21 protein-coding genes and 1 other RNA gene are annotated in these 22,998 nt (G+C 63.9%); 7 read left to right on the forward strand and 15 right to left on the reverse strand.

What is annotated here, in order from left to right; genetic code table 11:
* The first annotated feature begins 63 nt into the window (after window positions 1–63).
* A complete protein-coding gene (locus tag VNS12_RS11860; protein WP_325488052.1) occupies window positions 64–942 on the forward strand; it encodes a hypothetical protein in 879 nt (292 codons plus the stop codon).
* A gap of 83 nt (window positions 943–1,025) precedes the next feature.
* Here the strand turns inward: VNS12_RS11860 and infC are convergent, their stop codons facing one another.
* Window positions 1,026–1,550 (reverse strand): translation initiation factor IF-3, encoded by a 525-nt coding sequence (gene infC / locus VNS12_RS11865; protein WP_325488053.1) that lies wholly within the window; start codon window positions 1,548–1,550, stop codon window positions 1,026–1,028.
* Between the two features lie 228 nt (window positions 1,551–1,778).
* On the opposite strand from infC, the gene VNS12_RS11870 reads away from it, so the two are divergent.
* Window positions 1,779–2,555 (forward strand): alpha/beta hydrolase, encoded by a 777-nt coding sequence (locus VNS12_RS11870; protein ID WP_325488054.1) that lies wholly within the window; start codon window positions 1,779–1,781, stop codon window positions 2,553–2,555.
* A 101-nt stretch (window positions 2,556–2,656) separates the two neighbouring features.
* Here the strand turns inward: VNS12_RS11870 and trhO are convergent, their stop codons facing one another.
* The 7 genes from trhO to rpmI form a co-directional block, all read right to left on the reverse strand.
* Window positions 2,657–3,661: an oxygen-dependent tRNA uridine(34) hydroxylase TrhO gene (gene trhO, locus VNS12_RS11875; RefSeq protein ID WP_325488055.1), complete on the reverse strand. Its 1,005-nt coding sequence runs from the start codon at window positions 3,659–3,661 to the stop codon at window positions 2,657–2,659.
* A 55-nt stretch (window positions 3,662–3,716) separates the two neighbouring features.
* The gene (gene pheT, locus VNS12_RS11880) at window positions 3,717–6,125 is read right to left on the reverse strand and encodes a phenylalanine--tRNA ligase subunit beta (RefSeq protein WP_325488056.1); all 2,409 of its coding nucleotides are present in this window, start codon (window positions 6,123–6,125) and stop codon (window positions 3,717–3,719) included.
* 21 nt (window positions 6,126–6,146) lie between these two features.
* Window positions 6,147–6,410 carry a DUF2442 domain-containing protein gene (locus tag VNS12_RS11885; protein WP_325488057.1) on the reverse strand — a complete coding sequence of 88 codons (264 nt, stop codon included), beginning with the start codon at window positions 6,408–6,410 and terminating at the stop codon, window positions 6,147–6,149.
* Window positions 6,391–6,627: a DUF4160 domain-containing protein gene (locus tag VNS12_RS11890; RefSeq protein WP_325488058.1), complete on the reverse strand. Its 237-nt coding sequence runs from the start codon at window positions 6,625–6,627 to the stop codon at window positions 6,391–6,393. The genes VNS12_RS11885 and VNS12_RS11890 overlap by 20 nt, the downstream gene beginning before the upstream one ends.
* A gap of 3 nt (window positions 6,628–6,630) precedes the next feature.
* Window positions 6,631–7,755, reverse strand: coding sequence for a phenylalanine--tRNA ligase subunit alpha (gene pheS, locus VNS12_RS11895; protein ID WP_325488059.1), 1,125 nt, complete (start codon window positions 7,753–7,755; stop codon window positions 6,631–6,633).
* A 132-nt stretch (window positions 7,756–7,887) separates the two neighbouring features.
* A complete protein-coding gene (gene rplT, locus VNS12_RS11900) occupies window positions 7,888–8,289 on the reverse strand; it encodes a 50S ribosomal protein L20 (RefSeq protein WP_325488060.1) in 402 nt (133 codons plus the stop codon).
* Window positions 8,290–8,303: 14 nt separating this feature from the next.
* Window positions 8,304–8,504 (reverse strand): 50S ribosomal protein L35, encoded by a 201-nt coding sequence (gene rpmI / locus VNS12_RS11905; protein ID WP_116652245.1) that lies wholly within the window; start codon window positions 8,502–8,504, stop codon window positions 8,304–8,306.
* A 205-nt stretch (window positions 8,505–8,709) separates the two neighbouring features.
* On the opposite strand from rpmI, the gene VNS12_RS11910 reads away from it, so the two are divergent.
* Both VNS12_RS11910 and polA read left to right on the forward strand, forming a co-directional pair.
* Entirely contained in the window at window positions 8,710–9,246 is a 537-nt protein-coding gene (locus VNS12_RS11910; protein WP_325488061.1) for a CAP domain-containing protein, read from the forward strand.
* A 146-nt stretch (window positions 9,247–9,392) separates the two neighbouring features.
* A complete protein-coding gene (polA, locus tag VNS12_RS11915) occupies window positions 9,393–12,284 on the forward strand; it encodes a DNA polymerase I (RefSeq protein WP_325488062.1) in 2,892 nt (963 codons plus the stop codon).
* A 432-nt stretch (window positions 12,285–12,716) separates the two neighbouring features.
* Here the strand turns inward: polA and recR are convergent, their stop codons facing one another.
* The 5 genes from recR to VNS12_RS11940 all read right to left on the reverse strand — a co-directional run bounded on the left by recR (window position 12,717) and on the right by VNS12_RS11940 (window position 16,515).
* Window positions 12,717–13,319 (reverse strand): recombination mediator RecR, encoded by a 603-nt coding sequence (gene recR, locus VNS12_RS11920; protein WP_325488063.1) that lies wholly within the window; start codon window positions 13,317–13,319, stop codon window positions 12,717–12,719.
* A gap of 90 nt (window positions 13,320–13,409) precedes the next feature.
* Complete coding sequence (locus VNS12_RS11925) at window positions 13,410–13,733, reverse strand: YbaB/EbfC family nucleoid-associated protein (protein ID WP_325488064.1); 324 nt, start codon at window positions 13,731–13,733, stop codon at window positions 13,410–13,412.
* Window positions 13,730–15,475, reverse strand: coding sequence for a DNA polymerase III subunit gamma/tau (locus VNS12_RS11930; RefSeq protein WP_325488065.1), 1,746 nt, complete (start codon window positions 15,473–15,475; stop codon window positions 13,730–13,732). The genes VNS12_RS11925 and VNS12_RS11930 overlap by 4 nt, the downstream gene beginning before the upstream one ends.
* 57 nt (window positions 15,476–15,532) lie before the next feature.
* Window positions 15,533–15,627, reverse strand: an RNA gene (ffs, locus tag VNS12_RS11935) — signal recognition particle sRNA small type.
* A gap of 54 nt (window positions 15,628–15,681) precedes the next feature.
* The gene (locus VNS12_RS11940; protein WP_325488066.1) at window positions 15,682–16,515 is read right to left on the reverse strand and encodes a prephenate dehydratase; all 834 of its coding nucleotides are present in this window, start codon (window positions 16,513–16,515) and stop codon (window positions 15,682–15,684) included.
* 419 nt (window positions 16,516–16,934) lie between these two features.
* Here VNS12_RS11940 and VNS12_RS11945 point away from each other — a divergent pair, with 419 nt between their 5' ends.
* Window positions 16,935–18,380 (forward strand): c-type cytochrome, encoded by a 1,446-nt coding sequence (locus tag VNS12_RS11945; protein ID WP_325488067.1) that lies wholly within the window; start codon window positions 16,935–16,937, stop codon window positions 18,378–18,380.
* 88 nt (window positions 18,381–18,468) lie between these two features.
* On the forward strand, window positions 18,469–19,410 hold the full coding sequence (locus tag VNS12_RS11950) for a 2-hydroxyacid dehydrogenase (protein WP_325488068.1): 942 nt from the start codon (window positions 18,469–18,471) through the stop codon (window positions 19,408–19,410).
* A gap of 282 nt (window positions 19,411–19,692) precedes the next feature.
* Here VNS12_RS11950 and VNS12_RS11955 read toward each other — a convergent pair whose 3' ends face one another.
* Complete coding sequence (locus VNS12_RS11955) at window positions 19,693–21,045, reverse strand: leucyl aminopeptidase family protein (RefSeq protein ID WP_325488069.1); 1,353 nt, start codon at window positions 21,043–21,045, stop codon at window positions 19,693–19,695.
* A 193-nt stretch (window positions 21,046–21,238) separates the two neighbouring features.
* Here VNS12_RS11955 and VNS12_RS11960 point away from each other — a divergent pair, with 193 nt between their 5' ends.
* Complete coding sequence (locus VNS12_RS11960; protein WP_325488070.1) at window positions 21,239–22,000, forward strand: tetratricopeptide repeat protein; 762 nt, start codon at window positions 21,239–21,241, stop codon at window positions 21,998–22,000.
* 4 nt (window positions 22,001–22,004) lie between these two features.
* Here VNS12_RS11960 and VNS12_RS11965 read toward each other — a convergent pair whose 3' ends face one another.
* Window positions 22,005–22,991: a type II secretion system F family protein gene (locus VNS12_RS11965; RefSeq protein WP_325488071.1), complete on the reverse strand. Its 987-nt coding sequence runs from the start codon at window positions 22,989–22,991 to the stop codon at window positions 22,005–22,007.
* Window positions 22,992–22,998 lie beyond the last annotated feature (7 nt).

Below are 22,998 nucleotides of genomic sequence, written 5' to 3' on the forward strand. Positions count from 1 at the left end.
GTCATCATGGCCATATTGTCGTTCATCGGCCTGAACTAGGCCGTAACACAGGGAGCCTGGACCATGAATGTGGAACCGGCCGTCCGCGCCAGTGCGGATACTTCTTCCTATGTCGATTGGCCGGCCATCCTGGCCGGTGCCGTGGCGGCAGCCGCAGTATCTCTGGTCATGCTGACCTTCGGCTCCGCCGTGGGTCTCTCCATGACCAACCCGTTCGGGCGCGAAGGCGTCTCGCTGATGTGGATCGGCATCATCCTCGCGCTGTGGGTGATCTGGGTGCAGGTCTCGGCGCTGATGCTGGGCGGTTACATCACCGGGCGGATGCGCCGTCGCCATCTCGATTCCACCGAGCATGAATCCGATGTCCGGGACGGGTTTCACGGGCTTTTGGTCTGGGCCACGGCTGTGGTCTTCAGCGGCCTGCTTGCCCTTGGCGGGCTGAGCGGACTGGCGCAAGGCGCGGCCTCGGCGGTGGGAACAGCGGCGGGCGCAGCAGGCCCGGCATTGGCGCAAGCCCTCCCCGATGATCCGTTTGCCTCCAGCATCGACATGCTGATGCGCGGCGGCGACCCGACGGCGAACGACCCGGACGCCACACGCGGCGAAGTCAGCCGCATCATCGTCTCCGGGGTGACCGGCGATGGCGTTACCGATGCGGATCGTGACTATCTCGCAGAATTGGTCGCGGCGCGCACCAATCTGAGCGCTGAAGAGGCGCGCAGCCGGGTCGATCAGGTGATCGCCACCGCCGAGGACGTTCAGCAAAACGTCGCCGACGCCGCCAAGCAGGCGTCCCGAGTGGGCGTTCTGGGTGCGTTCATCACGGCGGCGGCGCTGGCTGTGGGTGCGGCGGCGGCCTGGTTCTGCGCCATCGCGGGCGGCAATCACCGCGACACGCAGACGGTCATTCCGTTCCTGTCGTACCGGCGGCCAGTCCGCTAGCTAGAATCCGGCACGCACCGGCACAAAAATAAAAGCCCCGCTCCGGCGGGGCTTTTTCGTAACTTCAATGCTGCTGATGCAGGTCAGCGCGGGGCGAGCACCATGACCATCTGGCGGCCTTCGGCGCGCGGATTGGACTCGACCTTGGCCACGTCGTCAAACCGGTCCTTGACCTTGTTGAGCAGTTCCAGCCCGATGTCCTGGTGCGCCATTTCACGGCCGCGGAACCGCATGGTGACCTTCACCTTGTCGCCTTCCCCGATGAATTTTTCCACCGAGCGCATCTTCACGTCATAGTCGTGATCATCGATGTTGGGGCGGAGCTTGATCTCCTTGACCTCGATGACCTTCTGCTTCTTGCGCGCTTCAGCGGCTTTCTTCTGGGCGGAATACTTGTACTTGCCCAGATCAAGGATCTTGCACACGGGTGGCGTGGAGTTGGGAGCAATCTCGACAAGGTCCATGCCGGCGTCCATCGCCATGGCGATGGCCTCGCTGGTGCGCACCACGCCAATATTGTTGCCATCGGCGGTGATCAGCTGGACTTCGGGAACATTGATCTCGTTATTGGAGCGCGGCCCATCCTTTTGGGGCTGCACGGGTCTCATCGGACGACGAATGGTGTATTTCCTTTCACTTGTTTCACAAGGCTGCAAGCATCGGCGTTGGCAAAGCGATCCTGCGCTCGCCTAAAATCTTGGCAAACGGGCGTAAAGTCAACAGGCAAACCGGCAGAAACCGGGCCTTTTCGATCCATGGGGCCCTGGTCACCGCCTTGCAGTGCGCCAGTGCAGCCGTTACACCCATCCATATTGGTCTGCCGGATGGAAATTGCAATGAGTCAAACACCCCGTACCCTTACTGTCGGCACCGGGTCCGCTGCCCGCGAGATCGCCATTCTGCGCCGTTCCGGTGCAAATCCTGGCCTGTTCTGGCTCGGCGGCTTCCGCTCGGACATGGCCGGTTCGAAGGCCGAAGCCCTTGATGCGTTCGGGGCTGACAAAGGGCTCGCCGTCACACGGTTCGACTATTCCGGGCATGGGGTATCGGGCGGAGACTTTCTCGATGGCACCATTTCGCGCTGGCTCGAAGAGGCGCTGGCGGTGTTCGACACCACCGAAGGCGAACAGATCGTCATCGGCTCATCGATGGGCGGGTGGCTGGCCCTGCTGCTCAACCAGGCGCTGCGCCAGCGCGGCATCGATCGCGTTCGGGCTCTGGTGCTGATCGCTCCGGCCACCGACATGACACGCGACCTGATGGCCGACACCTTCACCGAGGCCGAACGGGCAGCGCTGCGCGAAACGGGCCGCGTCGAGCAGCCCTCCGACTATTCCCCCGAACCCTATGTGCTCACCCGCGCGCTCATCGAGGATGGAGAAAACCATCTGCTGTTTGGGGCGCCGATCCGCACCCATTGCCCGGCGGCGATCCTGCAAGGGGGCCAGGACACCGATGTGCCGCCGTCCCATGCCCTGAAACTGGTCAGCCATCTGTTGGCCGATCCGGTGACCTTCACGCTTATCCCCGATGGCGATCACCGGCTGTCGCGCGAGCCCGATCTGGACCTGATGCGCCAGACCATCCTCAAGCAGCTCCAGGGCAGTTCCTGATCTGATTGAATCAGATCAGGTGCCCTAAGTCCTTGTTTTATCGCGCTTCCGAACCGAACAGGTGGTGTCCACCTGTTCTGGAAACGCTCTAAGCCCTTGTTCTAACCTGCCGCCCGCTTGCGGTCGGCGTCGCGGCGGGCTTTTGCCGCCTTGCGCCGCTGCTCGGCGATGGAGCTGACCCCATCGCCCAGATGCACCTCGCCGCGCGCTGCCGCCAGGTCCATCTGGCGCTGGCGCTCCGCCGCCGCCTCCCGCCGCGCCGCGTTCTCGTCGCCTGCGCAATGGTGGCACTGGATGCCATCCACGAACTCCGCGCGCTGTCGGTCTTCCGCCGTCAGCGGCTGGCGGCAGGCCCGGCACAATTGCGCTTCGCCGATCTTGAGCCCGTGCCCGACCGCGACCCGCTCGTCGAAGACGAAGCACTCCCCCTGCCACAGGCTCTCGTCTTGCGGCACGTGTTCGAGATAGTTGAGAATCCCGCCCTTGAGGTGGAACACCTCTTCAAACCCCTGCGCCAGCATATAGGACGACGCCTTTTCGCAACGGATGCCGCCGGTGCAAAACATCGCCACCCGCTTGTTGCGCGCCGGGTCGAGGTTTTCGGCCACATAGTCCTTGAACTGGGTAAAAGTCTGCGTTTTGGGATCATCTGCCCCCGCAAACGTGCCCAGTGCCACCTCGTAATCATTGCGGGTGTCGATAACGACAACGTCATCCGCCGCGATCAGGCTGTTCCAGTCCTGCGGCTCCACATAGGTGCCCACCGCCACCCCCGGATTTGCCTCCGGCGCGCGCAGAGTGACGATCTCGGCCTTGAGCCGCACCTTCATGCGGTGGAACGGCTGGGTCTCGGCGTGGGAATATTTGATCTCGGCATTGCGGAACCGCCCGCCGAACAGATTGCCATCTTCCAGCCAGCCAATCAGCGCCCGGATATCCTCGGCGCTCCCGGCCACCGTCCCGTTGATCCCCTCCGCCGCCAGCAGCAGCGTCCCCTTGATCCCCCGCTCCCGACAAAACGCCTCGATCGGCGCGCGCAGGCTTTCGTAATCGGGCTGATCGACGAATTTATACAGTGCGGCAACGGTAAAGCGCGGATCGGTCATGGCAGTCTCCAGCGAAAGGCGGCGCAGCACGCAGGTCGTCCGCGCCGCCCTTTCATCATGTCCTCAGATGCCCGCCAGCGGATTTTTCCACCGCCGCGACGATTTTTTGCGATACCGCGTCGATCTCCTCGTCGGTGAGGGTCTTGTCGCGTGGCTGCAGCGTCACCTCGATGGCGACCGACTTCTTGCCCTCGCCCACATGGGCACCAGAGAACACGTCGAACACCGTCACATCGGTGATCAGCGCCTTGTCAGCGCCGCGTGCCGCCCGCAGCAGCACCGCCGCCTCGACCGACTGGTCGAGCACGAAGGCGAAGTCGCGCTTGACCGCCTGCAGCGAAGACAGCACCAGCGCCGGCTTGGCGCGGGTCGCCTTGCGGCGCGGTTCGGGCAGGGCATCGAGGTCGAGCTCGAACGCCGCCACCGGGCCATCGAGGTCGAACTCTTCGAGCAGTTTTGGGTGCAGTTCGCCAAACCAGCCCAGGATCACCTTGGGCCCCAGCTGGATGCGTCCGCCGCGTCCCGGATGGCTCCACGCCGCAGGCTCGGCCACCACCTGCACCTTGTCGACATCAACCCCCAGCGCGTCGAGCGCAGCGGACAGATCGGCCTTGGCGTCATAAACGCCAACCGGAGCCGCCTTGCCCTGCCAGTGCCGCCCGCCACCGCCAATCCCGGCGGTCGCCGTGCGAATCCCGGCGGCGTGGGTGTGCTGGCCCTCGGGCGCGTCGGAGAGGAAAATCTGTCCCACCTCGAACAGCGCCACATCGTCCAGCCCGCGATTGGCGTTGCGCGCCGCACCGGCCAGAAGTCCCGGCAGCAGCGAGGGCCGCATGTCGGTCATATCCGATGCGATGGCATTGGCGAGGCGCAGTTCCGGCGCACCGCCGCCAAACAGCGTCGCCAACGGGGTGGAGATGAACGACCAGGTGACCGCCTCATCCATGCCACGCGCCGCCAGCGCCCGCCGCGCGATGCGGCGGCGGTTCTGGATCGGGGTCAGCATGCGCGGCGCAACACCCGACAGCCGCTCCAGCGGCTCGACCGGCACCTTGTCCACGCCCACAATGCGCATCACCTCTTCGACCAGATCGGCCTTCAGCGTCACATCGGGCCGCCAGGACGGCACGGTCACCGAAAGGCGCTCGCCGCTGCCTTCAACAGCAAAGCCCAACCGCCCCAGAATTGCCGCCACCTCGTCCGGCGCGACGTCGAGCCCGGTCAGTCTGCGGATTTCCGAGAGCGGGAAATCGATCACCGTGCCCGGCGCTTCCACATGCCCGGCCACGACGGCCTCTGCCGGCTCGCCGCCGCACAGGTCCAGCACCAGCCGGGTGGCCAGTTCGAGACCATCGAGGACCCCCTCGGGATCGACGGTGCGCTCGAACCGGTAGCGGGCGTCCGACGTGATCCCCATCTTGCGGCCGGTCGACGCAATTGCGGTCGGCTCGAACCAGGCGCATTCGATGAACACGTTGACCGTCTCGTCCGAACTGCCGGTGTTCTCGCCACCGATGATCCCGGCAAGCCCGAGCACCTGCGCGTCATCGGCGATCACGCACATGGTTTCATCGACGCCATAAGTCTTGCCATCGAGCGCGAGGAAGCTTTCGCCCGCCCGGCCCATCCGTGCTGCAACCGTGCCGGAAAGCTTGTCAGCGTCATAGACGTGCAGCGGACGCGCGCGATCGAGCGAGACGTAATTGGTGATATCGACAAGCGCGTTTATCGGGCGCAGGCCCACGGCGCGCAACCGGTCCGCCAGCCATTGCGGCGAGGGACCGTTCCTCACGCCCTTGACCAGCCGCCCGGCAAACATCTTGCACACAGTGCCATCGACCGTCACCGCAATCGGCGAGGGTCCGGCGGTTGCTTCCACCTTTTCGATGGCGGGAGTTTTCAGCGTCCCCAGCCCCGCAGCAGCCAGATCGCGGGCAATGCCAAAAACCCCGGCGCAATCGCCGCGGTTGGGCGTCAGCCCGATCTCGATCACCACTTCGTCGAGCCCGGCATAATCGGGATAGGACACCCCGATCGGCGCGTCTTCGGGCAACTCGATGATGCCGTCGTGATCGTCCGACAGCCCCAGTTCGGCCCCCGAGCACAGCATGCCGTTCGAGACCTGCCCGCGGATATTGCCCTTGCCGATGGTCATGTCCTTGCCCGGGATATAGGTCCCCGGAGCGGCAAATACCGATTTCATGCCGGTGCGCGCATTGGGCGCCCCACACACGACATCGATGATTTCGCCGGTGCCCGCATCGACCTTGCACACCCGCAGCTTGTCGGCATTGGGGTGCTGGGTGGCCGACACCACATGGGCGGTGACAAACCCCTTGAGCGCCGCGCCGGTATCGGTGACGTCCTCGACCTCAAGCCCGATCATCGTCAGCTTCTCGATGATCTCGTCAGCCGAGGCCGTGGTTTCCAGATGCTCCTTGAGCCAGGACAGCGTGAATTTCATTTCAGGTCTTTCTCGTAGGCGTCAGGCCGGGATCGCGCCGGGCGCTTTTTCACCCCGGATCATCGAGGCGATTGAAATATCTTCATCAAGTTCGGGCCAGTGCAGACCCATCGGCATCAGCTCGATTGCGTTGCGCTGCACCGATGATGCGGCGAGCAATCGCGGATACCACCACAACGGCGTTGAAATCTCCCGCCCATCGGCCAAAGTGACATGCAGTTGCGCATCGTCACATCTGGCGGCAACGGGGCGGGCTTCATTTATCTCAAGCACCAAAGTAGTCATTCCAAGCCTCCACAAAGGCGGGTTTATGCTCACGGGTCACACGGACAAGTTCAGCAAGTTCGCGGGCATTATATCCCAGATTGATGGCAACGCTCAGATCGTGCAGCCAGATCTTGGTTTCCTTGCCATCCTTGACGATGTGCACGTGAGGCGGCTCCCAGCCGTCCGCCGAGTAGAAAAAGAAGCGGTATCCTTTCCATCTCAGCAGCGTCGGCATGGCTCAGCTCGACAGCCCCCCAAACAAGGTCGGCAGGTCCAGCGGGCGGAAGCCGTAGTGGTCGAGCCAGCGCTGGTCCGCGTCAAAGAAGGCCCGCAGGTCGGGCATGCCGTATTTGAGCATGGCCAGCCGGTCGATCCCCATGCCCCAGGCAAAGCCCTGATAGACATCGGGATCAAGCCCGGCATGGGCGATCACGTTGGGGTGCACCATGCCGCAACCGAGGATTTCCAGCCAGTCATTGCCCTCGCCGATCCTGACCTCATTGCCCGAGCGGTCGCACTGCACGTCCACTTCCATGGACGGCTCGGTGAAGGGGAAAAAGCTCGGACGGAACCGCGTGGTCACTGTCTCGACCTCAAAAAACGCCTTCAAGAATTCCTCAAGCACCCAGCGCAACTGCCCGATATGGGAACTCTTGTCGATCACCAGCCCCTCGACCTGATGGAACATCGGGGTGTGGGTCTGGTCGGAGTCGTTGCGATAGGTGCGCCCGGGGATCACCACGCGGATCGGGGGCTCCTGCGCCGGGCTCATCCATTTGGCCGGCACCTTTTCGCCGGTCTGCTTCATCACCCGCACCTGCACGGGCGAGGTATGGGTGCGCAGCAGCTTGCGGTTGCCGTCGGCGTCGGGCTCGAAAAAGAACGTGTCGTGCATTTCCCGCGCCGGATGGCCTTCGGGGAAATTGAGCGCGGTGAAATTGTAATAATCGGTCTCGATATCGGGCCCTTCGGCGATGGCAAAGCCCATATCGGAAAAGATCGCGGTGATTTCGTCGATCACCTGCGAGATCGGATGCACCCGGCCCATGGCAGTCGGCGCGGGACGCAGCGGCAGCGTCACATCGAGGGTTTCACTGGCCAGGCGGCGATCCAGCGCTTCGGCGGCAAGGGTTTCGCGCCGGGTCTCGATCAGGGCGGCCACTTCATTCTTGAGGCCGTTGATCGCCGGGCCCTGCTCCTTGCGCTCTTCGGGGGTCATCTTGCCCAGCGTGGCCAGAAGGGCCGAGATCGATCCCTTCTTGCCCAGCGCCGCAACGCGCACCGCGTCGAGGGCGGCTTCGTCTTGCGCCCCGGCGATGGCGGCTTGGATCGAACTGGAAAGGGCGGCGAGGTCGGTGGACATGATTTTCTCTGACTTCAAAGGTTTGGCGCTCGAAGCGGTAGCAAACGAAAAAGCCCTGCGCCACCCTTTGGGGCGGCGCAAGGCTTGCAACTGGCCTCAGCGAAAGGGCTGAAGAAACGCACTACGCCAGGATCAGGCGGAGATACGCTCTGCGGTGGTCGCTTCGATGTCGCCCAGATAGGCGAGGGCGTCCTTGGCCTTGACGACGAGCGCTTCGAAAGCAGCGGGCTCGTGCACAGCCAGATCGGCCAGAACCTTGCGGTCCACCGCGACCTCAGCCTTGCTGAGGCCGTCGATAAATCGGCCATAGGTCAGCCCGTGCGAGCGGACGGCGGCGTTGATACGCTGGATCCACAGAGCGCGGAAATTGCGCTTCTTGTTCTTGCGGTCGCGATACGCGTACTGACCGGCCTTCTCGACCGCCTGAACGGCAGCGCGGAAAGTCGTAGCGCGGCGGCCATAATAGCCCTTCGCAGCCTTGAGAACCTTCTTGTGACGAGCGTGGGCGGTTACGCCCCTTTTAACGCGTGACATGGTCTAGCTTCCTCTCAGCGATCGTACGGCATGTACTTCTTCACGATACGGGCATCCTGGTCCGAAAGGACCGAAGTGCCGCGATTCGAGCGGATGTACTTGGCGTTGTGGCTGATGAGGCGGTGGCGCTTACCGGCAGGACCGGCCAGCACCTTTCCGGTGGCAGTGACCTTGAAGCGCTTTTTGGCGCCGGACTTGGTCTTCATTTTGGGCATTTTGCGGTTTCCTTTAGTCGTCTTGCGATGGACCCCGTTTCCGGGGTTTCCCGCTTTCAAGAACCGCCTCGGCATGCCTTTCGGCCGGGCGGCCCGGTTGATGGGCGGTTTATAGGGAGCACGGACGCCCAAGGCAAGGTATTTGTGCCGGGCCTGTGCGCAAAAGACGCTTCCCATCCTTAAGCTTTGCGCTAAAGATGCGCCAATGCTTCATCTCTCCCGCCGTCGATTCCTCACCCTTTCCGCCCTTGGCGCCTCCGCCGCGATGCTCTCGGGTTGCGCTGGCGGTGCGGTGATCATGCCCACCGAGCGGTCGGCCCCGGTCTCATCACTCTCGATCGCCGAGGCCACGCAAAAGCTCAACGCCATGCGCGCCGAGCGCAAACTGCCGCTTCTATCGCATAACGCCACCTTGCAAAAGGTTGCAGAGGAGCAGGCGCGGCTGATGGCCGAGACCACCAAGGTCGCCCACACCGCCGCCCCCGAGCAGACGCTGCACACACGGCTGCGGCGCATGGGCTTTGGTGGCGGCGCGGGCGAAAACCTCGCGGGCGGCCCGCCCAATCTCGACACGGTGATCGCAGGCTGGCTCAAGTCGCCCTCGCACCACCGCACCATGGTCAATCCCGACTATGTGCAGTTCGGCATCGCCATCGAACGTGGCCCTTCGACCACCTACAATACCTATGGCACCTACTGGGCGCTGCTGATGGGGGTCAAATCTCCGCCGGGTCGCCCATAGTCGCTGTTCCCCGCCCTTGCTCCCCGGCAGCAATCGCGCCAGATTGCGCCTGACCGGAATCGGCGCAACCGTGCCTTTTGCGCGCTGACACGCGGCGCGCCCCAAAAAGATCAAGCCCAAGCAGATCAAGTCCAAGGATCAAGCCCATGCATCTGGTACTCGTCGACGGCTCGTCCTTCATCTTCCGCGCCTATCACGCGCTGCCGCCCCTGACGCGCAAATCCGACGGCTTGCCGGTGGGTGCCGTTGCCGGCTTTTGCAACATGCTGTTCAAGCTGTTCGAGGACCTCAAGGGCGACAACGCCCCCACCCATTTCGCGGTGATTTTCGATCATTCGGGCAAGAGCTTCCGCAATGACCTCTACGACCAGTACAAGGCCCATCGCCCCGAAGCGCCCGAAGATCTCGTCCCCCAGTTCCCGCTCACCCGCGCCGCCACCCGCGCCTTCTCGCTCCCCTCCATCGAGATCGAAAACTACGAGGCCGATGACATCATCGCCGCCTATGCCTGCCAGATGCGCGATCAGGGCGGCAAGGTCACCATCGTCTCGTCCGACAAGGACCTCATGCAACTGGTCGATGATCAGGTTTCGATGCTCGACACCATTCCGCGCCCCGGCCAGCCGCCGCTGCGCTGGATCGGTCCGGACGAGGTGTTCGAGCGCTTCGGCGTCACCCCCGACAAGGTGGTGGATGTGCAGGCCCTGTGCGGCGATCCGGTCGATAACGTCCCCGGCATTCCCGGCATCGGCGTCAAGACCGCCGCGCTGCTCATCAATGAGTATGGCGATCTGGAAACGCTGCTGGCCCGCGCCTCCGAGATCAAGCAGAACAAGCGTCGCGAATCGGTCATCGAACACGCCGACCTCGCCCGCATCTCGCGCCAGCTGGTCGAGCTCGATTGCGACACCCCGGTCGAGGTGCCCCTCGAAGACCTGATCGTCCAGCCGCTCGACGCCAAGGTGCTGCTGCCGTTCCTCAAGGCGATGGAGTTCACCGCCTTTACCCGGCGCGTCTCCACCCTGCTCGAAGCCGATCCCGACGCCTTCGACCCCGATCCCGAGCACGCCTCCAAAGGTGCGATCTCCGGGGCGAACGGCACCACGTCGGCCCAGACCGCCACCACCCATGTCACCGATCACGGCCCCGACGCCCACGCCGAGGCGGTTCTGGAAACCGTCCGCGCCATTCCCTGCCGCCACGAGGATTACGAGATCGTGCGCGACGCCGAGGCGCTGTCGGGCTGGATCGCCGACATCATCGCCACCGGCCATGTCGCCATCGATACCGAAACCACCGGTCTCGACAATCAGCAGGCCGATCTGGTCGGCATCTGCCTGGCTGTCCGTCCCGGCAAGGCCTGCTACATTCCGCTGGCCCATGTGAGCGGCAATGACGACATATTCGGCGGCGGGCTGGCCGAGGGCCAGATGGACATGCGCACCGCGCTCGACATGCTCAAGCCGGTTTTCGAAGACCCCGCCATTCTCAAGATCGGCCAGAACATCAAATATGATCTGGGCATCTGTGCGCGCTACGGCATCACGATGGCCCCCATCGATGACACGCTGCTCATGAGCTACGCACTCGATGGCGCGCGCAACAACGGCCTCGAAGCGCTGGCCGACCGCTGGCTCGGCCACACCGCCACCAAATTCACCGACATCGCCGGCACCGGCAAGAACCAGCTCACCTTCGACAAGCTCAGCATCGATGTGGCCGGGGCCTATGGCGCGGAAGACGCCGATATCACCTTGCGCCTGTGGCATGTGCTCAAGCCGCGCCTTGCCGCCAAAAGCGTCACCACGGTGTACGAAACGCTGGACCGCCCGCTCACCCCGGTTCTGGCGCGCATGGAAGCGCGGGGCATTTCCGTCGATCGCCAGATGCTGTCGCGCCTCTCGGGCGATTTCGCCCAGCGCGCCGCAGCGCTGGAAGAACAGGCCCATGAGCTGGCCGGCGAGCGCTTCAATCTGGGCTCGCCCAAACAGTTGGGCGATATCCTGTTTGGCCGGATGGGTCTTGAGGGTGGCACCAAAACCAAGACCGGGGCCTGGGCGACCGGCGCGTCCGTGCTCGACGATCTGGCCGCCCAGGGTGTTCCCCTGGCGCAGACGCTGCTCGACTGGCGCGGTGTCTCCAAGCTGCGCTCCACCTATACTGACGCCCTGCCCGGCTTCATCAACCCGCGCACCAACCGCGTCCACACCTCATACAATCAGGCATCGGTTGCCACCGGGCGGCTGTCGTCCAACGATCCCAACCTGCAAAACATTCCCGTGCGCACCGAGGATGGCCGCAAGATTCGCATGGCATTTGTCCCCGAGCCCGGCAAGCTGCTGATCTCCGCCGACTACAGCCAGATCGAGTTGCGTGTCCTCGCCCACATCGCCGATATCGAATCGCTCAAGGATGCGTTCGAGGAAGGGCTCGACATTCACGCCATGACGGCGTCGGAAATGTTCGGCGTTCCCATCGAGGGCATGGACCCGCTGGTTCGCCGCCGCGCCAAGGCGATCAATTTCGGCATCATCTACGGCATTTCCGCCTTTGGCCTTGCCAACCAGCTTGGCATTTCACGCACCGAGGCGGGCGATTACATCAAGACCTATTTCCAGCGCTTCCCCGGCATCCAGGATTACATGGAATTCCAGAAGCGGCAGGTGAAGGCGCAAGGGTACGTCTCGACCATTTTCGGCCGCCGCATTCCGTTCGAAAACGCCAACACCAAAAACCCCTCCGAGCGGGCCTTCATCGAGCGCGCCTCGATCAACGCCCCGATTCAGGGCTCGGCCGCCGACATCATCCGGCGCGCCATGATCCGCATGGAATCCGGCCTTGCTGCCCAACGGATCGAGGCCGACATGCTGTTGCAGGTTCATGACGAACTGATTTTCGAAGTACCCGAGTCCGGCGCCGACGCCGCCATCCCGGCGATCAGCGCCATCATGGAAGGCGCCCCCGAACCGGCCCTCCGCCTCTCGGTCCCCCTAAAAGTCGACGCCCGCGCCGCCCGCAACTGGGACGACGCCCACTGAGTCTGAAAGGCGGCGGGACGTCAGGCATCCCGCCCGCCCTCGCCTTTCCAGCCCCCCATTCCCCAAGGCCGCCCACCCGGTCATCCCGGACTTGATCCGGGATCCAGTAACCGGCAACGCCACTGTGTTCCTCAAGCGCCCCCCACACCAAAAGGAACCCCCTTCTCCCCCTGAGGGAGAAGGGCCGGGGATGAGGGGTGCGCTGAGCTTGCACCCAGCTTCCCGTCCGCGAACGAACGGCGAGGCCGAAGCCGATAATCAACTCTGCCGTGTACTGGATCCCGGGTCTTCGCCCGGGATGACAGCGCTGAGAGAGACATGCGATTCCCGGCGCTGCCGTGTTCATCAGCCGTTGCCCCCTCACGAGCCCGCTCCCGGCCAAGGGAAAGAGCAACGCAGCATGCGCAAAACTTCAATGCGACAGAAGAAAGCCTAAAACTTCGTCCGGGCCTTCAACGCCTGGCTCAGCGTGCCCTCGTCGAGGTAATCGAGCTCTCCGCCCACCGGCACGCCGTGGGCGAGACGGGTGATGGGGATGCCGGACGAGGCGAGGCGGTCGGTGATGTAGTGCGCGGTGGTCTGCCCCTCGACCGTGGCGTTCACGCCGATCACAATTTCCGCATAGTCAGGCGCGCGGCGCACCAGCGCGTCGATGGAAAGATCTTCCGGGCCGACCCCGTCGAGCGGCGAGAGCACCCCACCCAACACGTGATAGCGCACCGGGCCAATTCCGGCACGTTCGAGCGCCCACAGATCGGCCACATCCTCGACCACGATCAGCAATCCCGATTCGGCGCGGCGCGGATCGGAACAGATGGTGCAGGGCGATATCGTATCGATATTGCCGCAGGTCTCGCACACCCGCACCGCCTCGACCGCCCGCTCCAGCGCGGCGGCCAGCGGGATCATCAGCTGTTCCTTGCGCTTGATCAGGTGCAGCACGGCCCTCCGTCCCGAACGCGGCCCGAGGCCGGGCAAACGCGCCAGAAGCTGGATCAGCTGTTCGATTTCGGGACCACCCGAAGGATTGGACATTTTTTCTCTATCTCGATGCCAGGCCGAACGGACCCGCTGCAGGCAAGGACCCGCGCGAGGTCTCGCGCCCCGCCAGAGGTCATCGAAAGGCTAGAACGGAAACTTCATTCCCGGCGGGATCGGCAGTCCGGCGGTCATTTCGCTCATCTTTTTCTGCATGAACTCGTCGCCCTTGCGCCGCGCATCCGCATGGGCGGCGACGATCAGGTCCTCGACGATTTCCGCATCGTCGGGCTTGAACAGGCTTGGCTCGATCTTGAGACCCTGCAGATCGCCCTTGGCGGTCATGGTGACGGTCACCATCCCCGCACCCGCGCTGCCCTCAACGAGGTGAGACGCCGCCTCATCCTGCATTTCCTGCGCGCGCTGTTGCAATTCCTGGGCTTTTTTCATCATGCCCATAATGTCTTTCATAGGTCGTCCTCCGGATCGATGGGGGGCTCGAAATGCTCGGGTTCAGGCTCGAAATCGGCGCGGGTCTTGATGTTGACCAACCGCGCGCCCGGAAAGGTTTCCATCACCGCTTTCACCAGCGGATCGTCCAGCGCCTCGTTGCGGGCGTGGTCTTCGGCGGCCTGCCGCGCTTCGCGCAGGGTCGGCGTCGAAATTTCCTTGGTGGAAATGGTCACCAGCCAGGGCCGACCGGTCCATTCGCGCAGCCGTGCCGACAGCTTTTGCACAACCGTCGGGTCGGCCATCGGGGTCAGCGCCACCTCGATACGCCCGATTTCAAACGACACCGGCTTGATATGGGCTTCGAGCGCCAGCTTGAGACCGATATCGCGTTTTTCCCCGGTCAGCGCCACCAGTTCCTGGTAATTTTGCGGCAGGGGCAGCGCTTCGGCGCGTGGGGCAGAGGCGGGAGCCGGTTCCGGTGAGCCAACGGGCAGCGGGCGCGCCAGCGATGTCGCGCCATACGCCTGCGCGCCGCCACCGCCACCCCCACCACTTGGCGACGGTGCCCCCGGGGTCGGTCCCGAATCGCCGGGCTGGGCCGTCAGCCGTTCGATCAACTCGTCCGGGCTGGGCAGGTCGGCGGCGTAGGCCAGCCGGATCAGCACCATTTCGGCGGCCTGCAATCCATTGGTCGATTGGGCGATTTCGGTCAGCCCGCGCGAGAGAATCTGCCAGGTGCGGGTGAGCACCCGCAAGCCGAGCTTTTGCGCCATGTCCGCGCCGCGCACCCGCTCGTCGGGGGTCAGCACCGGATCGTCCGCCGCCGAGGGCACGATCTTGATGCGGGTGACCAGATGGGTCAGTTCGGCCAGATCGGCGATGATGGTGGTGGGATCGGCACCGGCATCATAGAGCGCGCGCGCGTCGTCGAGTGCTCCGGCAATATCCCCGCCCATCAGCTTTTCAAACAGATCGATGATCCGCGCGCGGTCGGCCAGCCCGAGCATGTCGCGCACCGATTGTACGGTGATCGCGCCGCCGCCATGGGCAATCGCCTGATCGGTGAGCGAGAGGCAATCGCGGGCCGAGCCTTCACCGGCGCGCACGACCATCGCCAGTGCTTCGGGTTCAGCGGCAATCGCCTCGCGTTCCAGCAGTCCGGAGAGGTATTCACCCATCACATCGGGCGCGATGCGGCGCAGGTCGAACCGCTGGCACCGCGACAGGATGGTCACCGGCACCTTGCGGATTTCGGTGGTTGCGAAGATGAATTTCACATAAGGGGGCGGCTCTTCAAGGGTTTTCAGCAACCCGTTGAAGGCCGAAGTCGAGAGCATGTGCACTTCGTCGATGATGAACACCTTGTACGGTGCGCTCATCGGCGGCGTGCGGGTCATCGCGTTGATTTCACGGATGGAATCGATGCCGGTGTTGGACGCGGCGTCCATTTCCATCACATCGACATGGGTGCCCGCGATGATCTCGGCGCAGTGGAGACCCTCTTTGGAGAGGTCCAGTGTCGGGTGTGCGCCGGTCTCGTCGGCATAGTTGAAGGCACGGGCCAGAATGCGGGCGGTCGTGGTCTTGCCCACCCCGCGCACCCCGGTGAGAATGAATGCGTGGTGGATGCGCCCGGTCGCAAAGGCATTGCCCAGCGTCTGCACCATGGCATCCTGCCCCACAAGGCTCTCAAAGCTCGATGGCCGGTATTTGCGGGCCAGAACCTGATAGGGCGTTGCTGGAGTCTGGGGGGTCACCATCGCGGGCCGCAGTTTGGGGAAAAGTGCCGCGCCACACGCAAGGGGACGCTTTGTTAAGCAGGAGGCTGACGACGACCCGTGCCGGACTCGTTAGGGCTGCTTCCTTCCGGACCTGACCCGGTTGGCGAGCGGTTCGTCCGCCACCAACCTCCCGACCCCTATGTGCTGCATCGGGGCCGGGTTTGCAAGTGCCTTCACGCACTCTTTCAGGGGGCTGAACTGGCCACCGGATAAATGCCGAGCAGTTTGAAGTGATCGGAGAAAAAGCCCAGTTCTTCAAGCGCCAGCTTGACGTTGTGATCGTCCGGGTGCCCCTCGATATCGGCATAGAACTGGGTCGCCGTGAACGAGCCGCCCACCATGTAGCTTTCGAGCTTGGTCATGTTGACGCCGTTGGTGGCAAATCCCCCCATCGCCTTATAGAGCGCGGCGGGCACGTTGCGCACGCGGAACACGAAGGTGGTCTTGATCTTGGTGCCGTTGGGCTTTGTGGTCGCCGGGTCGCGCGACATGATCAGAAAGCGCGTCGTATTGTGGGTGGCGTCCTCGATATTTTCCGCAATCACGTCGAGGCCATAAATCTCCCCGGCAAAGCGCGAGGCGATGGCAGCGATGGTGCGGTCGCCCTTCTCGGCCACTTCGCGGGCCGATCCGGCGGTATCGATGGCGTTGATGGTGCGCAATTTGTGCTTGGCGATGAACTTGCGGCACTGGCCCAGCGCCACCGAGAGCGACTGCACCGCCTCGACCTCGGACAGCGTCGTCCCCGGCAGGCCCAGCAGGTGCATGCGCACCGGCAAATAGTGCTCGCCAATGATATAGAGCCCGGATTCGGGCAGGATATGGTGAATATCGGTGATCCGCCCATAGAGCGAATTTTCCACCGGCACCACGGCATAATCGGCAGCGCCCGACTGCACCGCGCCGATCGTCTGCTCGAACGTCACGCAGGGCAGCGGCTCGTCATCGGGAAACACCGCCACCGCCGTGGCGTGGCTGAAGGCTCCCAATTCTCCCTGAAAGGCGATCTTGCGTGACATGACGAATAGCTCCCTGGCGCCACCTTGACGGGGGGCATCCCCGTTCATTTCCACAGGCGCGGCAAATTCGGTGCGCACCTAACCCCCGTGTCCGGCGAGTGTCAATCATACGCCACTGCCCGCCCGATCGCGCGCTGATCCCGCCTGTTTGTGCACTGCGACCAATGCCAGCGGCGGCAAAATGGCGCGGTCTGGGCAAGAATAAGACTTGCGGGAAGCGCCCAGCTTGCCTATGCCGGTTGCGCAGCCTGGCGCTTCCATATTATGGTCCGCGCGCGGGCATTGACGGGCAGATCCGTGGCTTTGGCGTTGGGATCGCATGACGCTCCCCTGCCCATGGATATGCTGGTCGAAAACCTGTATTTTGCGTTCCGGAGCCGGCGCTCGGGCGGGGATAACGGTACGGAGAGACCGAGATTATGAATTCTTTCGAACTCAACAAGATTTTCGGCGCCATTCTGGGCACGCTGGTCTTTGTCATGGGTGTGGGTTTCATCGCTGATGAGATTTACGCGCCCATCGAAGGACGCGGCGCCTCGTACGAGCTGCCAGAACCTGCGGCGGAAGGCGAAACCGCCGTTGCCGAAACACCGGGCGTGCCCTCGATTGCGGCGCGCATGCAGACCGCATCGGCTGAGGCAGGCGCTGCCCTGATGCCGCGCTGCCAGTCGTGCCACGACTATTCGCCCGACAACGCCAACCGCGTCGGCCCGGGCCTTTACGGCATCGTCGGCCACCCGATCGGCGGTCATGAGGGCTTTGCCTATTCCGACGTCCTCGCTCAGATGGGCGCAGACGGCGAAGTCTGGGATTACGAGCACCTCGACGGGTTCCTCGAAAACCCGCGCACCTGGGCCCCGGGCACCAAGATGAGCTTCGCTGGCCTGTCGAACCCCGACGACCGCGCCAATCTGATCGCTTTCCTGCGTGAAAATTCCGACGAGCCCTATCCGCTGCCGGAAGCACCCGCCGAAGAGGCCGCCCCCGCTGGCGACGCTGCCGCTGAGCCGGAAGCCGATGCCGGCGATGCCGAACTGGCCGCTGCCATTGCCGCCGCCACGCCGGAGCAGGGTCAGGCGCTGATCGCGCGCTGCCAGGCCTGCCACGACTATTCGGAAGCCAATGCCAACCGCGTCGGCCCGGGTCTCTATGGCATCATGGGCCACCCGATCGGCGGTCATGAAGGCTTTGCCTATTCCGACGCGCTGGCCTCCCTTGGCGCCGAAGGCGAAACCTGGACCCCCGAGCACATGTCGGCGTTCCTTGAAAAGCCGTCCGATTTCGCGCCGGGCACCAAGATGAGCTTCCCTGGCCTTGCCAAGATCGAAGACCGTGCCGCGCTGATCGTGTTCCTCAACACGCTGTCGGACACTCCGCTTGATCTGGGTGGCGCTGCCACCGAGGACGCCGCCCCGGCCGCGGAAGAAGCCGCTCCGGCAGAAGAAGCCGCTCCCGCCGAGGAAGCTGCCGCCCCTGCCGAAGACGCAGCCGATGCCGAGCTGGTCGCCGCCCTCGCCACCGCCACGCCCGAGCAGGGTCAGTCGGTGATGGCGCGCTGCCAGGCCTGCCACGACTATTCGGAAGCCAATGCCAACCGCGTTGGTCCGGGCCTCTATGGCATCGTCGGTCATCCGATCGCGGGCCATGATGGCTACGCCTATTCACCTGCGCTCGTCGCCATGGGTGAAGCTGGCGAAACCTGGACCCCGGCCAATCTCTCGGCCTTCATCGAAAAGCCCGCCGATTTCGCGCCGGGCACCAAGATGAGCTTCCCGGGTCTGGCCAAAGTTGAAGACCGCGCAGCGCTGATCGTGTTCCTCAACACGCTCTCCGCCGATCCAATGGATCTGGGCGCGGTCCACTAAGGACGGGTTTTCGTCCCGACCTATCGCTTTAAGGCCGCGCCCTCTGGTGCGGCCTTTTTGTTTTTCTCTCTCTAATCGGAGGCTTTCTATGGCATTGCTGCTGCATCTGACCGGCATCGACGAGACAGGCTGGGCAAAAGGGTTCCGCGAGGCTCTGCCCGGCACCAGGGTGTTCATGCACACCGAGGCGTATGACCCTTCCGAGATCGAATACGTCTTTGCCTGGAGGCCTGCCGCCGACGCCTTTGCGGGGCTGGTCAATCTCAAGGCCATCCTCTCGCTTGGCGCGGGCGTCGATGCGCTGGTCAGCCATCCGGCCCTGCCCGACGTGCCCATCGTGCGCTTCATCGATGAGGAAATGACCCATTGCATGAGCGATTACGTCATTTCCCAGGTGACCATGCACCAGCGGCTGTTCAACCGTTATGCGGCCCACCAGAAAGCCAAAATCTGGAGCCAGCTCTATCCGCCCGCCAGCCACGAGATCGCCGTCGGCGTCATGGGGCTTGGGGTTTTGGGGGCCGATGCCGCCAAAAAGCTCAAGGCCATCGGCTTTTCCGTCAATGGCTGGAGCCGCTCGCCCAAGAACCTCGACGGCATCGACGTCTATGCCGGCGACGAGCGTTTCGATGCGTTTCTTGCCGCCACCGATATTCTCGTGTGCCTGCTGCCGCTGACCGACGAGACCGCCGGCATCCTCAACATGGACACCTTCAAAAAGCTCCGCCGCGACCGTCTGATCGGTGGCCCGGCGCTGGTCAACGCCGCCCGCGGCGGGCACCAGAAGGAAGCCGACATCGTCGCCGCCCTGCGCGACGGCACTTTGGGCGCGGCCAGCCTCGACGTGTTTGAGGTCGAGCCCCTGCCGCGCACCAGCCCCCTTTGGGAGCTCGAAACCTGCTTCATCACCCCCCATGTTGCCGCCATTTCCAACGAGCGCAGCGGCGTCGCCTACTTCGCCAAAATCATCCGCGACCACGCCGCCGGCGCCCCCCTCCCCAACCTCGTCGACCGCAGCCGCGGCTACTGACCGGCATCCACCAAGGCTTTGAGAGCACCTCTCCCCCGCGTGTCCTGTCTTCCCTTCTCCCCTTGAGGGAGAAGGTGGTGGGGTGTCGTTGAGGATTACAGTGGCGCTGCCGGTTACTGGGTCCCGGCTCAAGTCCGGGATGACCGGGTGGGGAGGCGGCGGCGCTGAGGATCGCATGTCTCTCTCAGCGCTGTCATCCCGGGCGAAGACCCGGGATCCAGTACACGGCAGAGGTGGCTATCGGCTTCGGCTAAGCTGAACCCACCGAATCCACCGACGCCGTTACCCAAACCGCGTCTTTAACGCCCCGTACACCGCCCGCAATCCCTGATCTGTGCCACCGAACGGACGGCCGGGCCGCGCCTCGGGGGCCCAGGCGAAGATGTCGAGATGCAGCCATTCGGTCTCAGGATCAAGGAACCGATTGAGGAACAAGGCCGCCGTGATCGACCCGGCCATGCCACCGGTAGAGATGTGATTGACGTCGGCGATCTTGGACGACAGCATCGTGTCGTAACCGGGCCACAGCGGCAAAATCCACAACGGATCGTCCACCGCCATGCCCGCCTCCACCACCGATTGGGCAAATCCGGCCTCACGTGCATAGAGCGGGGGCAACTCCGCGCCCAGTGCCACGCGCGCCGCGCCGGTCAGGGTCGCCATATCGATCACCAGATCGGGTTTGTCCTCGTCGGCCAGTGCCAGTGCATCGGCCAGGATCAACCGCCCCTCGGCATCGGTATTGCCGATCTCCACCGTCAGCCCCTTGCGCGACGCCAGCACGTCGCCCGGACGGAAGGAACTCCCGGAAATGGCATTTTCGACCACCGGGATCAGCACCCGCAGCCGCACCTTCAAGCCCGCATCGGCAATGGCATGGGCCAGCCCCAGAATGTTGGCCGCGCCGCCCATGTCCTTTTTCATCAGCGCCATGGAATTGCCGGGTTTGATGTTGAGCCCGCCGGTATCAAACGTCACGCCCTTGCCCACCAGCGTCACCTTGGGGTGGGCCGGATCGCCCCAGCTCAGATCGAGAAGGCGCGGGGCCTGGGCGCTGGCCCGTCCCACCGCGTGGATCATCGGCAGGTTCTCATCGAGCAAGGCGTCGCCCTTGATGACCCGGCTGGTAAACCCGCGCTCGCTGGCAAACTTCACGATCGCCGCTTCCAGCGCATCGGGGCCTAGATCATTGGCGGGGGTGTTGATCAGGTCGCGGGCGAGCGAGGCCGCAGCGGTCAGCCGCTCCACCTCAGCGCCATCCGCGCCCTCGGGCAATTCAAGCTCGGGCCGCTCCTTGGCCTTGGTGTAGCGATCAAAGCGATAGGCTCCCAGCCGGAACCCCAGTGCCGCCAGCGTCGGGTCACCGATCTCCCCCTCCAGCCGATAGCGTCCCGCCGGCAACGCCGCTGCCGCCAGCCCGGTGACCAGCGCCGAGCGGTTTTGCGCCGCGCCCAGCCCGAACGCATAGCCCGCGAGCCCGCCCTCGCCATCTGGCAGGGCCAGCAGCTTGCCCGACTGGCCGGAAAATCCATTGGCGCTTGCCCACGCACGATGGGCGTCGGACAGGGGCGCTGCGGCCAGTTCATTTTCGGCGATACAGGTGACGGGCAGGAGCTTGGATAGGGGCTTGGACATGGGGCTAATCCGATCTTTTTGAACTTGCGGTCAATCTCACGCTTGACTGTGCACAAGTCCATGCATTTTACACCCAATGTTTGCAAGGAAATCGCCCGTTTCAGGGGCTTCCCGAACCCGCTCTTAACCCGACGTTAGGGTTAATGAATTACTTCTTTCCCAACATCGCCATCTCAGAAATCGGGTCATTGTGATGGGCAGGACAGTCGCATCGTTTTTGCTGGTCGGGGTCGCGGCCATCGCGCTGTCGGGCTGCGCGACCAACCGCACGACGGCCCTTCATGCCGACTATTCCAACCTCTCGGGACCGCAGATTCAGCAAAGCGTCGCCGACCTCTCCCACCGCTATGCCCAGGACCCGCGTAATCGCGATCTGGGCATCCATTATGCGGCGGCGCTGCGAGCAGCCGGCCAGGTCGAACCCTCTGTAACCGTTATGGAAAACGTGATCGGCTCGCATCCGGCTGACCCGTCGGCGGGGCTTGCCTATGCCAAGGCGTTGTCTGCGGCGGGGCGGTTCGAACAGGCGTTGCGGGTGGTCGAAAACGCCACAAATCCGGTCACGCCGGACTGGGATTCGCTGGCGACACGCGGCGCGATCCTCGACCAGATGGGCCGCCATGCCGAAGCGCGGCAGAGCTACACCCAGGCCCTGCTGCTCGCCCCGCATCAGGCGCGGCTCCACGCCAATCTGGGACTTTCCTATTCCATGACCGGCGAATTGCGCGAGGCCGAAGCCCATTTGCGCCAGGCCGTTGCCCTCCCCGGCGCGTCCTCCAAGATCCGCCAGAACCTCGCCCTCGTCCTCGGCCTGCAAGGCCGGTTCGACGAGGCGCGCGCGCTTTATTCCGCCGAGCTTCCCGGAGAGGAAGTTGAGGCTAACATGGCGTATATACGAGCACTTTTGACCCAGCAGGACCGCTGGCAGGCCATCCGCAACGACACCTCTGCCTGAGGTTTTACAGCGACATCGCGGTGATGATGGCCGGGGCCATGATCACGATAAACAGCACCGGCAAGAAGAAAACGATCAGCGGCACGGTCATTTTCGGCGGTAGGGCCGCGGCCTTTTTCTCCGCCTCCATCATCCGCGCCTCGCGCCCCTCTTCGGCCATCACCCGCAGGGCCTGCCCCACCGAAGTGCCGTAGCGCTCGGCCTGGATCAGCGCCGTCATCACCGAGCGCACACCGTCGAGCCCGGTACGGCGCGCGAGATTGTCGTAAGCGCGGGTGCGGTCTTCAAGGAATGACAGCTCCGCCGTGGTCAGCGTCAATTCTTCAGCAAGCTCAACGCTTTGCAGGCCGATATCCTTGGCAACCCGCTTGATGGCGTGTTCGATCGACATACCCGATTCAACGCACAGTAACACCAGATCGAGGGCATCGGGCCAGGCGCGGCGCAGCGATTGCTGGCGCTTCTGGATGCGGTTGCGCAACAGCAGCACCGGCAGATAGGCCCCCAACAGCCCCACCCCGATGGCATAGACCAGATTGAGGAACAGCGGTCTGCCGCCGGGCGCGAGCACCACCAGATACAGCACCCCGAGCCCGAACAGCAGGAAGGGCGTGACGAAGCGCACGAACAGGTGCTTGGTCAACTCCCCCTGCCCGCGCAAGCCCCCCTGTGCCAGCCGCTCGACGGTATTGTCGTCCATAAAAGCCTTTTGCAGCGAGAACCGCTGCACCGTCGATTTCATGTAGGAGCGCGCATCCGTTCCCCTTATATTGCCTCGCGGATTGTCCCGCCCCTGGGCCTGGCTGCGCAGGCGGGCCATCTCGCGGGCGCGCATCTGCTCGCGCTCGATGGCGACCTTTTTCATGCGGTCCTTGCGCTCGATCCGCTCGAAAATATGGGTGCCCAGGGTGAAGACGATTGCCGCCGCCGAGATGGCAGCAAACAGCGCGATCATGAAATCGGGACTTGCGATCCTGTCGACCAGTGTCACGCGCGTC

It is taken from the genome of Pelagibacterium sp. (assembly GCF_035555455.1).
Taxonomy (GTDB): Bacteria; Pseudomonadota; Alphaproteobacteria; order Rhizobiales; family Devosiaceae; genus Pelagibacterium.

Coding starts and splice junctions, on each gene's coding strand:
- VNS12_RS11860 (WP_325488052.1), top strand. CDS start 64: ATGAATGTGGAACCGGCCGTCCGCGCCAGTGCGGATACTTCTTCCTAT.
- infC (WP_325488053.1), bottom strand. CDS start 1,550: ATGAGACCCGTGCAGCCCCAAAAGGATGGGCCGCGCTCCAATAACGAG.
- VNS12_RS11870 (WP_325488054.1), top strand. CDS start 1,779: ATGAGTCAAACACCCCGTACCCTTACTGTCGGCACCGGGTCCGCTGCC.
- trhO (WP_325488055.1), bottom strand. CDS start 3,661: ATGACCGATCCGCGCTTTACCGTTGCCGCACTGTATAAATTCGTCGAT.
- pheT (WP_325488056.1), bottom strand. CDS start 6,125: ATGAAATTCACGCTGTCCTGGCTCAAGGAGCATCTGGAAACCACGGCC.
- VNS12_RS11885 (WP_325488057.1), bottom strand. CDS start 6,410: ATGACTACTTTGGTGCTTGAGATAAATGAAGCCCGCCCCGTTGCCGCC.
- VNS12_RS11890 (WP_325488058.1), bottom strand. CDS start 6,627: ATGCCGACGCTGCTGAGATGGAAAGGATACCGCTTCTTTTTCTACTCG.
- pheS (WP_325488059.1), bottom strand. CDS start 7,755: ATGTCCACCGACCTCGCCGCCCTTTCCAGTTCGATCCAAGCCGCCATC.
- rplT (WP_325488060.1), bottom strand. CDS start 8,289: ATGTCACGCGTTAAAAGGGGCGTAACCGCCCACGCTCGTCACAAGAAG.
- rpmI (WP_116652245.1), bottom strand. CDS start 8,504: ATGCCCAAAATGAAGACCAAGTCCGGCGCCAAAAAGCGCTTCAAGGTC.
- VNS12_RS11910 (WP_325488061.1), top strand. CDS start 8,710: ATGCTTCATCTCTCCCGCCGTCGATTCCTCACCCTTTCCGCCCTTGGC.
- polA (WP_325488062.1), top strand. CDS start 9,393: ATGCATCTGGTACTCGTCGACGGCTCGTCCTTCATCTTCCGCGCCTAT.
- recR (WP_325488063.1), bottom strand. CDS start 13,319: ATGTCCAATCCTTCGGGTGGTCCCGAAATCGAACAGCTGATCCAGCTT.
- VNS12_RS11925 (WP_325488064.1), bottom strand. CDS start 13,733: ATGAAAGACATTATGGGCATGATGAAAAAAGCCCAGGAATTGCAACAG.
- VNS12_RS11930 (WP_325488065.1), bottom strand. CDS start 15,475: ATGGTGACCCCCCAGACTCCAGCAACGCCCTATCAGGTTCTGGCCCGC.
- VNS12_RS11940 (WP_325488066.1), bottom strand. CDS start 16,515: ATGTCACGCAAGATCGCCTTTCAGGGAGAATTGGGAGCCTTCAGCCAC.
- VNS12_RS11945 (WP_325488067.1), top strand. CDS start 16,935: ATGAATTCTTTCGAACTCAACAAGATTTTCGGCGCCATTCTGGGCACG.
- VNS12_RS11950 (WP_325488068.1), top strand. CDS start 18,469: ATGGCATTGCTGCTGCATCTGACCGGCATCGACGAGACAGGCTGGGCA.
- VNS12_RS11955 (WP_325488069.1), bottom strand. CDS start 21,045: ATGTCCAAGCCCCTATCCAAGCTCCTGCCCGTCACCTGTATCGCCGAA.
- VNS12_RS11960 (WP_325488070.1), top strand. CDS start 21,239: ATGGGCAGGACAGTCGCATCGTTTTTGCTGGTCGGGGTCGCGGCCATC.